Raw genomic sequence first — 12,746 nt, 5'->3', positions numbered from 1 at the left:
GTGCAGCCACCTGCACGGCAGACGTTCGGGCTCTCGCCGCGGACTACGAGGACGTGACGCTGCCCCGGTAGGTCCGGACCGCCACCCCGTAGGCCACGACGAGGATGCCGAGGCACCACGCGAGGGCGGTCCAGATCTCGCTGCCGACGGGCTGCTCCGTGAACAGGCGACGCAGGACGTCGACGATGGTCGTCACCGGCTGGTGCTCGGCGAACGCCCGCACCGGCCCGGGCATCGTGTCGGTCGGCACGAAGGCCGAGCTGATGAACGGCAGGAAGATCAGCGGGTAGGCGAACGCGCTCGCGCCGTCGACCGACTTCGCCGTGAGGCCCGGGATGACCGCCACCCAGGTCAGGGCGAGGGTGAGCAGCACGAGGATCCCGAGGACCGCCAGCCACGCGAGCGGCCCTGCGCCGGAACGGAATCCCATCGCCAGCCCGACGAGCAGCACGACGCCGAGCGAGACGAGGTTGGCGACGAGCGAGGTGAGGACGTGCGCCCACAGGACCGACGAGCGGGCGATCGGCATCGACCGGAACCGCTCGACGATGCCGCCCTGGATGTCGAGGAAGAGTCGGAACGCCGTGTAGGAGATCCCCGACGCGATGGTGAGGACGAGGATGCCCGGCAGGAGGTAGCTGACGTACGAGTCCGACCCGGAGCGGATCGCCCCGCCGAAGACGTAGACGAACAGCAGCATCATCGCGATCGGCATGACGAGCGTCGAGATGATCGTGTCGGGGCTGCGGGCGATGTGCCGCAGTGACCGGTGCAGCAGGACTGCGGTGTCGGAGACGAAGTGGGTGGCCATCAGGCTGCTCCTCGATCGTGGTCGGCGCCGGTGACGGCGAGGAAGACCTCCTCGAGGCTCGGCTGCTTCTTGACGTACTCCACCTCTGCCGGCGGCAGGAGGTCCCTGAGCTCGGCGAGGGTGCCGTCGACGATGATCCGCCCCTCGTGCAGGATCGCGATCCGGTCGGCGAGCTGTTCGGCCTCGTCGAGGTACTGGGTCGTGAGCAGCACCGTCGTGCCCTGGGTCGCGACCTCCTTGACCGCCCCCCACACCTCGATCCGGGCCTGGGGGTCCAGGCCCGTCGTCGGCTCGTCGAGGAAGATCACCCGCGGCTCGCCGATGAGGCTCATCGCGATGTCGAGGCGACGACGCATGCCACCCGACCACGTCGCCACCCGCCGGTTCCCGGCGTCGGTGAGCGAGAACCGTTCCAGCACCTCGTCGGCGACCCGTCCCGGGTCGGGCAGGTGACGAAGCTGGGCGACGAGGACGAGGTTCTCGCGGCCGGTGAGCACCTCGTCGACGGCGGCGAACTGTCCCGTGAGGCTGATCGTGGCGCGAACCTGAGCTGCGTCGTCGCCGACGTCGAGGCCGTGGATGCTCGCCTCCCCGCCGTCCGCCCTCAGCAGCGTTGAGAGGATGCGCACGAGCGTCGACTTGCCGGCGCCGTTGCTGCCGAGCAGGGCGACGATGCTCCCCTGCGCGACGTCGAGGTCGACACCCTTGAGGACGTCGACGTCACCGAAGGACTTGTGCAGCCCGGTGACCGAGATGGCCGTGGTCATGACAGTGCCTTCCGAATCGTGACGTTGCCGTACTTCGTGACGGCCGCGATCGTCGCCGTGGGTCCGGAGCTCTCCGGGCGTCCGGGGAGGGGAGCGAGCTCGCTGCGCACGTGGCCGTGGTCCGAGGAGACCTCGAGCCTGGCCGCCGTCCCGTCGACGACCCCGACGTCGATCGAGCCGTAGCCGGTGGCCAGGGTCAGCTCACCCTCGCTGACGGAGTCGACCCGCATCTGCCCGTACGACGTCCGCGCGTCGAGACGGCCCGCGCTGCGACCCACCGCGATGTCGCCGGTGCTGGCGCGCAGGATGGCACGGCCACCGGTGTCGCCGAGGCTGACGTTGCCGGCGCTCGTGCTGAGGTCGGCCACCTCGGTGGCCCGGCGCACCTCGACGTTGCCCGCCGAGGTCCGCAGGTGGGCCCGAGTCGTCTCGTCGGCGCGCACGTTGCCCGCCGAGGTCTTGAGGGTGCACTCACCCAGCCGGCCCGTGGCCTCGACGTCGCCCGCGCTGGTCTCGGCGTCGAGCTCCGAACCGCTCGGGAGCTCGATGAGCACCTCGACCGAGGCCGGCCGCCAGACGAGGCTGATGCCCCGGTCGCGTGGGGCGGCGACGTCGAGCACCCCATCGACGAGTGTGACGCTGGTCCGCTCCGCGGCGTCGATGTCCCCTGCACGGTCGGGACGGGACGGGATCACCGTGACGACGGTGTGGTCGGTGTCCGACGCGATGACGCGCAGCCCGCCGGCGTGGAGCCGGACCCTGGCGCGGATCGGGGTGGGCGTGTCGAAGGTGGTCACGGCGCTCTCCTGGTGGTTGGTGGTGGTCATGGCGGAGGTCACCGCGCCCAGCCGGACAGTCGCTGGCCGCCCTGCGGTGTGGAGACCTGGTCGAGCGGGCGGAGCGGAACCGTTGCGGGGGCGCCCTCCCGACGCACGGCGAGGGTGAGCACGCGGACGAGGTAGGCGTTGACCGACAGCCCCTCGCGCTCCGCGGCTGCCTCGATGCCGGCCTTGAGCCGGTCGGAGGGGCGGAAGGTGATCCGGGAGGTGCCGCCCTCCGTGCCGTCATCGCCGCTGCCCGTCGGTGACGTCACCGGTGGCGTCACCAGGTCCGCGGGTGCGGCGGCGGGGGTGACGACGAAGGCCAGCCCTCGCCCGGCGAGTCTCACGTCCACCGAGCCGGGGGTGAGCGCCATGGTGATCTCGGCGGCTGCGTCGACGACGGCTTCCTGCAGCGTCAGTCGCACGGCCGAGTCCAGCGGAGCCGTGAGCCGCTCGGCGAGCGCCTCGGCCTCGGGGCCACCTGCTGCGGCGACGACGGCGAGCTCCCGCTGGAGTGAGTCGACGTACGGAGTGAGTTCCATGACGTCATGATGACATCACTTTGACGTCAAAGTCAACGCCTTGTGGCACCACCACGCCGCGGCACAGTATCGGGCGACCCGATAATGCGCTGCTTCGCCCGAGTTGCCAACCGGGGTCGAGCGCCCCTTTATCGGGTGACCCGATAAAGCGGCAGGGGGCAAGACGACGAAGGCGGGGTATGCCGGGAGGTGAGCACCCGGCATACCCCGCCTTCGCGGAGCGGCAGCGTCAGAGGTTGCCGCGCTTGTCCTGCTCGCGCTCGATGGACTCGAAGAGCGCCTTGAAGTTGCCCTTGCCGAAGCCGAGGGAGCCGTGGCGCTCGATGATCTCGAAGAAGACCGTGGGGCGGTCGCCGAGCGGCTTGGTGAAGATCTGGAGGAGGTAGCCGTCCTCGTCGCGGTCCACGAGGATCTTGCGGGCCTTGAGCTCCTCGATCGGGACGCGGACCTCGCCGATGCGGGCGCGCATCTCGGGGTCGTCGTAGTAGGCGTCGGGGGTGTCGAGGAACTCGACGCCCTCCTTGCGCAGCTCGTCGACGGTGCGCAGGATGTCGTTCGTTGCGAGAGCGAGGTGCTGGGCACCGGGTCCGTTGTAGAACTCGAGGTACTCGTCGATCTGCGACTTCTTCTTCGCGATGGCCGGCTCGTTGAGCGGGAACTTCACGCGGTGGTTGCCGTTGGCGACAACCTTGGACATGAGCGCGGAGTAGTCGGTGGCGATGTCGTCACCGATGAACTCGGCCATGTTCACGAAGCCCATGACCCGGTTGTAGAACGAGACCCACTCGTCCATCTTGCCGAGCTCGACGTTGCCGACGATGTGGTCGAGCGCCTGGAAGAGCCGCTTGGGGGCGCCGTCGCGCTTGACGAAGTCTGACGTCCGGGCGACGTAGCCGGGGAGGTAGGGACCGGAGTAGGTCTGGCCGTCGACGGTCCGCTGCACGAGGGTGTGCCGCGTCTCGCCGTAGGTCGCGATGGCACCGATGCGCACCGAGCCGTGCTCGTCGGAGATGGTCTCGGGCTCCTGCACGACGCGGGCGCCGGCGGCCTTGGCCTGCGCGATGCACTTGTCGACGTCGGGCACCTCGAGCGAGATGTCGACGACGCCGTCGCCGTGCTTGGCGTGGTGCGCGATGAGCGGGCTGTCCGGCTGGACGGCACCCTTGACGACGAAGCGGATCGACCCGGACTTGAGGACGAACGCCTTGTGGTCGCGGTTGCCGAACTCGGGGCCGGAGTAGCCGACGAGCTCCATGCCCCACGCCGACTGGTAGTAGTGCGCGGTCTGCGTCGCGTTGCCGACGACGAAGACGATCGCGTCCCAGCCCGTCACGGGGAACGGGTCCTTGGTCTCGTCGTACTCGACGAGCCCCACGAGCCGCTTGAGCTCGTGGATGTTGAGGTCCGCCGCGCGCTCCTGCTCGGTGAGGTCGATGTGGGTGTCCTGCGTCGTCGCAGTCGTCGTGTCGGTCATGCGTGCAGGGTCGCGGATCTGCTCACGATGTGCAACGGTATGCCGCCGCGCTGCACAGTCTGCGCACGATGTTGCCTGCAAAGGGGGTTCGGGTCGACACTGTGCCCATGATCCGACCTGACGGCATCGACGCCCTGGACGCGCGCCTCATCGCGCTCTTCACCGACAACCCGTCCGTCGGCGTGCTCGGCGCCTCACGCCGCCTGGGCGTGGCGCGCGGCACCGTGCAGGCCCGGCTGGACCGCCTCCAGGGGCGCGGGATCATCTCCTCGATGGGTCCGCAGGTCGACCCGGCCGCTCTGGGCTACCCGGTGACGGCGTTCTGCACCCTCGAGATCCGCCAGCGGCAGGGCCACGCCCCCGTCGTGGCCCACCTCGCCGCCATCCCCGAGGTCCTCGAGATCCACTCGACCACCGGTGTCGGCGACCTCATCGTGCGCATCGTCGCCCGCGACAACGCCGACCTCGGCCGGGTCATCGACGAGATCATCGACGACGTCCACGTGCTGCGGGCCAACACCTCGATGTGCCTCGTGACCCACCTCGACCACCGCACCGGCCCGCTCGTCGAGGCGGCCGCCGAGCGCGGCGACGGCTCATGACCCCGCCTTGCCCCTCCTGACCCCGCCCTCCACAGCAGTCGAGAGGAGACAACACGCCGCCGACCACACCTTCGATGCGGCGTGTCCTCTTCTCTCGACGCGCGGTCGGACCGGTCAGCGGCGCCCGACGAACCAGAGCCGCACCTTGTCGATGCGCATCGACACCTGGTCCGACGACGCAGCAGCGAGCTCGGGCCCGCCGCAGGCACGGCGCAGCTCCATGTGCACGTTCGCGTGCGGGGCACCGGTCTTCTTGGCATAGGCCGCCACGAGCTTGTTGAGCTCCTTGCGCTGGGCGGCGAGCGCGCGGTGGGCCGACAGCGGGGCCTCGGCGGTGCGCTGCTTGCGACCGGGCACCGCGGACTGCTTGGCCTGGCGCTCGTGGAGCAGCGCCGACACCTGGTCCGGCTCGAGCAGCCCGGGGAGGCCGAGGTAGTCCTGCTCCTCGTCCGAACCGACGTCGGCGTGCAGGCCGAACTGCTGCGCGTCGAAGAGGACGTGGTCGAAGTGGGCGTCCGACTCCAGCGCCTCGAAGCTCTCCTCCTCGAGCCCCATCGTCTTCTCGGTGCGGTTCGCCGCGGCGATGAGCCCCTCTTCCTCGGCCCACATCGACGCCTCGGCCTCGGGGTCGCTCTTGCGGTTGAGGGCGTGGTCGCGCTCGACCTCCATCGTCGCGGCGTGCTCGAGGATCACCGGCACCGACGGGAGGAATACCGAGGCGGTCTCGCCGCGCTTGCGGGCGCGCACGAAGCGGCCGACGGCCTGGGCGAAGAAGAGCGGGGTCGACGTCGAGGTCGCATAGACGCCGACGCACAGGCGCGGCACGTCGACGCCCTCGGAGACCATGCGCACCGCGACCATCCACCGCGCGTCACCCGCCGAGAACTCCTCGATCCGGGCGCTCGACCCGGCGTCGTCGGAGAGCACGACCGTCGTCTTCTGACCGGTGAGCGACTCGAGGATGCGGGCGTAGGCGCGTGCAGTCGTCTGGTTGGTGGCGATGACCAGCCCCCCGGCGTCGGGGACGTGGCGGCGCACCTCGGTGAGCCGCTTGTCCGCCGCTGCCAGCACCGACGGCACCCACTCCCCCTTGGGGTCGAGTGCCGTCCGCCAGGCGTGCGCGGTCTGGTCCTTGGTCATCGGCTCACCCAGGCGCGCGGCGATCTCGTCGCCGGCCTTGGTGCGCCAGCGCATCGCCCCGCCGTAGGCGAGGAAGAGCACCGGGCGGACGACGGCGTCCCGCAGCGCCGCGGCATACCCGTAGGTGTAGTCCGCGGCCGAACGCAGGATCCCGGCCTCGTCCATCTCGTAGCGCACGAACGGGATCGGGCTGGTGTCCGAGCGGAACGGCGTCCCGGTGAGCGCGAGCCGGCGCACGGCGGGCGTGAACGCGTCGCGGATGGCGTCGCCCCAGCTGCGGGAGTCCCCACCGTGGTGGATCTCGTCGAGGATGACGAGGGTGGGCGTCGACTCGGTCCGCCGGCGGTGCAGGTCGGGGCGCGAGGCGACCTGGGCGTAGGTCAGGGCCACCCCGTCGTACTCGTGCGAGTGCACGGCGGTCGAGTTGGAGAACTTCGGGTCGAGCTGGATGCCGACGCGCGCGGCCGCCTCGGACCACTGGGTCTTGAGGTGCTCGGTCGGCGCGATGACGGTGATCGCCCTGACCTCGCCGCTCTCGAGCAGCTCGGCGGCGATGCGCAGCGCGTAGGTCGTCTTGCCGGCGCCGGGCGTCGCGACCGCCAGGAAGTCCTTGCTGTCGGACTCGAGGTATGCCGTGAGCGCCTCCTGCTGCCAGGCGCGCAGCTTCGCGGCGGTACCCCACGCGGCCCGCTCCGGGAAGGCGGGACTGAGGTGGCTGGCAGCAGAGGTACTCATCGGCTCCGCAAGGTTAACGAGGTTCGCGGGACGACATGCCGGGGGTCCACCTCACCCGATCCGACCCCGAAGTGTGCTGTGCCGAAGCCGATCCGGATCGGGGCCGTCAGGGCGGTGATCCGCGTCGGCACGAACGCCAGGGCCCGCCACGTGCGTGGCGAGCCCTGGCGGTGGATCGGCGCAGAAGCGCCGCTGGGTCAGGCGCGGTAGGCGACCCAGGCGGCCTGCATCCGCGACTTCTGGCCCGTCGAGAAGTGGTCCATGCAGTCGTCGGTCGTGTAGTCCATGAAGTTCCGGATCGGGTCGAGGCCGGGCAGGGTGCAGGTGTCGCGACCAGTCGGGCAGCCGGAGGCGGGGCTGGCCTCGGCCGGGGTGTCGGAGACGTAGTCGCCCGCCGTGTCGGAGCAGCCACCCTGGAAGGTGTGGTAGAGGTTCAGCCAGTGGCCGACCTCGTGCGTCGCGGTGTCGCCCTTGTTGTAGGGCGAGGCCGAGCCGCCGGGCAGGCTCTCGTCGAGGATGACGACGCCGTCCATGTCGCTGACGCGTGCCTTGGGGAAGGTCGCCCAGCCGAGGAGCCCACCAGCGAGGTCGGCACTGTAGATGTTGAGGTCGGCGTTGGTGCCGGTGTGCAGGGCGCTCTTCATCGCCCGCTCGGCGCTGCTGCCGTAGTCGAGCCCGTTGTACCAGCTGGCGTTGTTGGTCGTGGTGGTGGTGGCGAGGGTGAACGAGAAACCGGAGCCGGAGTAGGCACTGTTGAGGACGTTGATCTGGCTGCTGATCTCGCTGGAGCTCAGGACACCCTTGGACCCGTCGGTGATCGTGTGCCAGTGGACCTTGATCGCCGTCGGCGTGAAGGCGCCGCCACCGCCGGGCTTCCTGGCCTCGCCCGAGGGACCGCGCGTCAGGCCCTTGGCCGCGAGGGCCTTGGACAGCTGGGCCTCCATCGCCTTGGCCTGGGCCGGGCTGACGTCGTGCGGGTCCTTCGCGTTCGGGCTGCGGCCGGCGGTGGCCTCGTCGGCGTGGACGTCGGTGGCGCACTCGGCGGCGACGCTGCGCTCACCTGCAGTGGTGACGGCGGAGGCGCTGCTGGCACCGAAGCCGATGCCGGCTGCGGCGAGGATCGAGGCCGCGAGGAGCGCGACGGGGCGCGCAGGGCGAACAGACATGCGGGTGTCCTTCCGGTTTGCACAAACCCCTGTGAGGTTCGCGTTCCTCCGAACCTAGCGAGCAGCGAACGATCCGGGACACCAGCGCTCTCCCCGAACTGGGTCAAGGTTTGGCAAAGTGCCGTATGCCGTCCGCACCCGTCGGGCGGTCGAGGAGGAGGTCAGCTCGTGGCGACAGGCTCGTGGGCGCAGACCCACCAGGTGACGCTCCCCGACCGCGAGTCGGCGGATCGCGTCGCCGACGCCCTCGCCGAACGGGGCCACGCGCTGGTGGCGGTGCGCGAGGTGGACTGGGCCCAGAAGGACCCGAAGAGCGGGTGGTTCGGCAGACCGCCGATCCGGCCGGCCGAGCAAGGCCACTGGGACGTCAGCTCGGTGGCGACGGGTCCCCTGCCGGACGACGACGAGCGGTGGTGGCACGCGCAGGAGGACGTGGCCGTACGCCGGATCGCCCGCACGCACGGCGGCCACAGCGCTGGCAGCGGTGGCGGTGACACGGCCACCGTCCTGCGGACCTTCACCCGCGTCGGACTCGTCCACGAGCTCGACGAGGCGACGGTGCGGGAGCGGCGAGGGGCGGCCTTCGACGGCACCACGCCCCGTGATGCCTCGGCGGCTGACACGGGCACGTCCGGCACTGGAGCTCCCGACGACGGGACAACCGAGGACGACCTGTCCAACGCCCCGGGCGAGCCCGTGCGCCTCGACCTGGCACCGGGCCTGGACTGGACGACGCTCGATCACGCCTACGGCAGCGCGTCGGACGTGCCGGACGTCCTTGCCGGGCTCGCGGCCAACGACGAACGATGGTCCGAGCACCTCGACACCCTCGTCGGGTCGGTGAACCACCAGGGCAGCACCTACTCCTCGACGGCACCCGCGATGGGGGCGATCGCGGGCCTCGCAGCGGCACGTGCGCTCTCGCCGCGCCGCCGGCTCGACCTCTTCCACAAGCTGTTCCTCGCAGGCGTCTGCGCCGACCTGGCGACCGCGCGCGGCTCACGTCCCGGCCCGCACGACGAGCCCACCCGCCGCGCGGTGGCGGAGGCGACTCCGGACCTCGTGGGGCTGTGGCCGACGGTGTCCCGTCCGGAACGCCGACTCCTCCTGCTCCTCGCCGCCCTGGCCGGGTCCACGTCCGCTCCCGCCGGCGCGGAGGAGCTGACAGACGACGCCAGCCGGCTGGCCCTGGCGATGGTTCGCGACGAGGACGCCGCCGCAACGCTGCTCGTGCGGCTCTCGCGGAGCAACGAGCAGCTCCTCGAGCTCGTGTCGGACGACGCACCGCTGCGCGCCAGGCTCGTCGCGGCCCTCGAGGTCCTGCTCTGGGTCGGGTGACCCAAGGGCACCCGCCTGCCCTCGCGCCGCTCCCGCCGGAGCGTGAGGTCAGTCGTCGCCGCCGTCCTGCGGTGCCCGCAGGCCCTGGTAGATCTCCTTGCACGTGGGGCAGACCGGGAACTTCTTGGGGTCACGCCCGGGGATCCACACCTTGCCGCAGAGCGCCGTCACCGGCTCGCCCGACAGCGCGGACTCGAGGATCTTCTCCTTGCGCACGTAGTGCGAGAAGCGCTCGTGGTCGCCCGGCTCCTGGACCTGGGGGACGGTCTCCTCACGCTCGAGGACGGCCGTGCGCGTCGAGGGACCCGAGGGCTCGGGCTGCGGTGCGTTCGGGTCACTGGGCATCTGCGGGTCGCTCACCCGCCCAGACTACGACCCCTCAGTTGAGCTCGGGGTCGGACGGGTAGTAGGCGACGAACGCGAGCTCGTCACCCTGCCGGCGGAGCACCTGCTCCCAGAGCCGGTCGGGGTCGGCGGTGAGCAGATCACCGGGAAGCGAGTCCACGACGAACCACGAGCCACGACGGAGCTCGTCCTCGAGCTGCCCGCTGGACCACCCGGCATACCCCGCGAAGATCCGCAGCCCGCCCACCTCGGGCATGACGAGCAGCGGCGGGGTGTCGAGGTCGATGATGGCGACCGACCCGAACAGGCGCTGGCTGCCCGGCGGGAGGTCGTCGTCGTCCTGCACGGTCACGAGCCCCAGGGCGGAGTCGAGCTGGACCGGTCCGCCCTGGAACAGCGTCTGCGGCGAGGCGATGTGCTCACCCCACCCGGGCAGGACCGAGTCGACCTCGGCGCCCAGTGGCTTGTTGAGCACCACACCCTGGGCGCCGTTGTCGTCGTGCTGGAGCATGAGGATCACACTGCGGTGGAACAGCCCGTCGTCGAGCTGCGGCGTCGAGACGAGCAGGCGGCCCGTCGTGCGATCAGCGGTCACGCTTCCATTCTGCACGGCCACCCTGGCCACGTCGCTCGCCACCACGTGCGCCACCGCGTGCGCCACCCTGGTGGCCACGAGAGGCCCCCTGGAAACGGCGCGGCGGGCCACCGGGACGCCGGCCACGCGACTGCGCCTTCGCCTCGAGCAGCGGCTTCCACACCTCGTCAGCGACCGGGACGCCGGACGGCGCGCGGCCACCGGCCGCCTCGACGTGCTCGTCACCGGGGCGGACGCGGATCGGCTCGACGTCGAGACCGGCGGCCTCGGCGAGCCGGGCCATGGTCCGCTTCTGGTGTGGCAGGGCGAAGGTCACGACCGTGCCCTTCTCCCCCGCGCGGGCGGTGCGGCCGGCGCGGTGCAGGTAGTCCTTGTGGTCGGCGGGCGGGTCCGCCTGGAGCACGAGGCCGATGTCGTCGACGTGGATGCCGCGGGCGGCGACGTCGGTGGCGACGAGCACCGGCAGCGACCCGTCACGGAAGGCGCCGAGCGCGCGGTTGCGCAGGTTCTGCGACAGGCCGCCGTGGATGGCCGCCGCGAGGACGCCCTTCTCGCGCAGCTCGCGGGCGATGCGGTCGGCACCGAGCTGGGTGCGCACGAAGACCACGGTGCGGCCGTCGCGGGCGGCGAGCTCGGCCGTGAGCTGCTTCTTGTTGTTGGGGTCGATGAGCATGATGTGGTGGCTCATCGTCGTGACGCTGGCCGTCACGTCCTCGGTCGAGTGGGTGACCGGGTCGACGAGGTAGCGCTCGACGAGCTTGTCGATGCCCTTGTCGAGCGTCGCCGAGAAGAGCAGCCGCTGGCCGCCGGCCGGCATCGTGTCGAGGATGGCGGTGACCTCGGGCATGAAGCCCATGTCGGCCATGTGGTCGGCCTCGTCGAGGATCGCGACCTGGACGTCGTCGAGCTCGACGGCGCCGCGCTCGATGAGGTCGGCGAGGCGTCCGGGCGTGGCGACGAGGATGTCGATGCCCTTGGCGAGCGCCTTGATCTGCGGCTCGTAGGACAGGCCGCCGGCGACGAGCTTGTGCCGCAGGCCGGTGACGTGGACGAGCGGCTCGAGGGCGTCGCTCACCTGCATCGCGAGCTCGCGGGTCGGCACGAGGATGAGCGAGCGGGGACGCTTGCTCGCCGGCTTGGTGCCGTCGGCGAGGCGGGTGATCGTCGGCAGGCCGAAGGCGAGGGTCTTGCCCGAGCCGGTCTGGCCGCGGCCGAGGACGTCACGACCCGCGAGGGCGTCGGGGATCGTCGCCTCCTGGATCGGGAAGGGCTCGGTGATGCCGTCGCGGGCGAGCCGCTCGACGAGGCGGGCGTCGACACCGAGCTTGGCGAAGCCGTTGTCCTCGGTGACGATCGCGGGACCGGTCCCCTTCTTGGACTCGTACTTCACCCAGGTGTCGGCTTGGGCGCGCTCGGCCTCGGCCTCCTCGAACGTGCGCGGCTGCTCGGCCAGGTCGTGGCGGTGCTCGTCGAAGTGACGGCCCTCGTGGCGGTCGCGACGCACGGGGTCGGCGACCCGACGTGACGGGGTATCGCTGTCGCGGCGGAACGGCGGACGGCCGTCGCGGCGCTCGCCGTAGGCCGGTCGGCTACCGCGGTCGTCACGACGCTGCCCGTATGCCGGTCGCTCACCGCGGTCGGGGCGGGACTGGTAACCACCACGGTCGTCGCGGCGCTGCCCGTATGCCGGCCGCTCGCCCCGGTCGGGACGACCTTGGTAGCCACCACGCGAGTCGCCACGGTCGTCACGACGCTGCCCGTATGCCGGACGCTCACCCCGGTCAGGACGGCCCTGGAAGCCACCGCGGCTCTCGCCACGGTCGTCACGACGCTGCCCGTATGCCGGACGCTCACCACGGTCGGGACGACCCTGGTAGCCACCGCGGCTCTCACCGCGGTCATCACGACGCTGCCCGTATGCCGGACGCTCACCACGGTCGGGACGACCCTGGTAGCCACCACGAGAGTCGCCACGGTCGTCGCGGCGCTGGAACCCACCGCGGCTCTCGCCACGGTCGTCGCGAGGCTGGCCGGATGCCGGCCGCTCACCACGGTCGGGACGGCCCTGGTAGCCGCCGCGCGACTCGCCACGGTCGGCGCGGGGGGCACGCTCGGCGCGCTCCTCGCGGTCCCAGCGCGGGCTGCGCTCGGAGCGCGGGGCCTTGGTGCGGGCGGGTCCGTCGGGCTGGCCGCGGTGGGACTTCTTGGGTCCCTTGGCCTTCGCACTCGCCTTCTGCGAGGAGGTCCAGCGCGGCTTCTTGCCGCCGGAGGAAAGGTTCTTGGGCATGGGAAATCACTCGATCCGAGTCGTGGTGGTGGCGTCTACGGCCCTCCACGACGACTTCTGTGTCAACGAGATTTCACGGGCTGGAACGCGGCGCCGGACGTGGCGCAAGAGATCAATGCTATC

Annotated in this window: 12 protein-coding genes; 2 read left to right on the top strand and 10 right to left on the bottom strand. The window is 71.2% G+C overall.

Annotation, left to right across the window (positions count from 1 at the left end):
- Positions 1-43 precede the first annotated feature (43 nt).
- The 5 genes from LL946_RS13890 to hppD form a co-directional block, all read right to left on the bottom strand.
- Positions 44-811, bottom strand: a complete 768-nt coding sequence (locus LL946_RS13890) for an ABC transporter permease (RefSeq protein WP_404381605.1) — start codon at positions 809-811, stop codon at positions 44-46.
- Entirely contained in the window at positions 811-1,578 is a 768-nt protein-coding gene (locus LL946_RS13885) for an ABC transporter ATP-binding protein (protein ID WP_404381604.1), read from the bottom strand. The genes LL946_RS13890 and LL946_RS13885 overlap by 1 nt, the downstream gene beginning before the upstream one ends.
- Positions 1,575-2,375, bottom strand: a complete 801-nt coding sequence (locus LL946_RS13880; protein WP_404381602.1) for a DUF4097 family beta strand repeat-containing protein — start codon at positions 2,373-2,375, stop codon at positions 1,575-1,577. Before LL946_RS13880 ends, LL946_RS13885 begins: the two co-directional genes overlap by 4 nt.
- A gap of 38 nt (positions 2,376-2,413) precedes the next feature.
- Positions 2,414-2,941: a histidine kinase gene (locus tag LL946_RS13875; RefSeq protein WP_404381600.1), complete on the bottom strand. Its 528-nt coding sequence runs from the start codon at positions 2,939-2,941 to the stop codon at positions 2,414-2,416.
- Positions 2,942-3,170: 229 nt separating this feature from the next.
- Entirely contained in the window at positions 3,171-4,415 is a 1,245-nt protein-coding gene (gene hppD, locus LL946_RS13870; protein ID WP_404381598.1) for a 4-hydroxyphenylpyruvate dioxygenase, read from the bottom strand.
- 107 nt (positions 4,416-4,522) lie between these two features.
- Between hppD and LL946_RS13865 the strand changes: the two genes are divergently transcribed.
- Positions 4,523-5,017 carry an Lrp/AsnC family transcriptional regulator gene (locus tag LL946_RS13865; protein ID WP_404381596.1) on the top strand — a complete coding sequence of 165 codons (495 nt, stop codon included), beginning with the start codon at positions 4,523-4,525 and terminating at the stop codon, positions 5,015-5,017.
- Between the two features lie 114 nt (positions 5,018-5,131).
- Here the strand turns inward: LL946_RS13865 and LL946_RS13860 are convergent, their stop codons facing one another.
- Both LL946_RS13860 and LL946_RS13855 read right to left on the bottom strand, forming a co-directional pair.
- Entirely contained in the window at positions 5,132-6,892 is a 1,761-nt protein-coding gene (locus tag LL946_RS13860) for a DEAD/DEAH box helicase (RefSeq protein ID WP_404381594.1), read from the bottom strand.
- Between the two features lie 197 nt (positions 6,893-7,089).
- Complete coding sequence (locus LL946_RS13855; RefSeq protein ID WP_404381592.1) at positions 7,090-8,058, bottom strand: zinc metalloprotease; 969 nt, start codon at positions 8,056-8,058, stop codon at positions 7,090-7,092.
- Between the two features lie 168 nt (positions 8,059-8,226).
- Here LL946_RS13855 and LL946_RS13850 point away from each other — a divergent pair, with 168 nt between their 5' ends.
- Positions 8,227-9,396, top strand: a complete 1,170-nt coding sequence (locus LL946_RS13850; protein ID WP_404381590.1) for a hypothetical protein — start codon at positions 8,227-8,229, stop codon at positions 9,394-9,396.
- Between the two features lie 48 nt (positions 9,397-9,444).
- On the opposite strand, the gene LL946_RS13845 is transcribed toward LL946_RS13850, so the two are convergent.
- Genes LL946_RS13845 through LL946_RS13835 form a run of 3 tightly spaced genes read right to left on the bottom strand, consistent with a single transcriptional unit; the run spans position 9,445 to position 12,623 of the window.
- Complete coding sequence (locus LL946_RS13845; protein WP_404386905.1) at positions 9,445-9,741, bottom strand: DUF3039 domain-containing protein; 297 nt, start codon at positions 9,739-9,741, stop codon at positions 9,445-9,447.
- A 34-nt stretch (positions 9,742-9,775) separates the two neighbouring features.
- Positions 9,776-10,336: a YqgE/AlgH family protein gene (locus LL946_RS13840; protein ID WP_404381588.1), complete on the bottom strand. Its 561-nt coding sequence runs from the start codon at positions 10,334-10,336 to the stop codon at positions 9,776-9,778.
- The gene (locus tag LL946_RS13835; protein WP_404381586.1) at positions 10,326-12,623 is read right to left on the bottom strand and encodes a DEAD/DEAH box helicase; all 2,298 of its coding nucleotides are present in this window, start codon (positions 12,621-12,623) and stop codon (positions 10,326-10,328) included. Before LL946_RS13835 ends, LL946_RS13840 begins: the two co-directional genes overlap by 11 nt.
- Positions 12,624-12,746 lie beyond the last annotated feature (123 nt).

Origin of the sequence: Knoellia locipacati, from assembly GCF_044791685.1 — a bacterium.
GTDB lineage: Bacteria > Actinomycetota > Actinomycetes > Actinomycetales > Dermatophilaceae > Knoellia > Knoellia locipacati_A.
The sequence above is the reverse complement of the archived record's forward strand: the minus strand, read 5'-3'. Positions and strand labels throughout refer to the sequence as shown.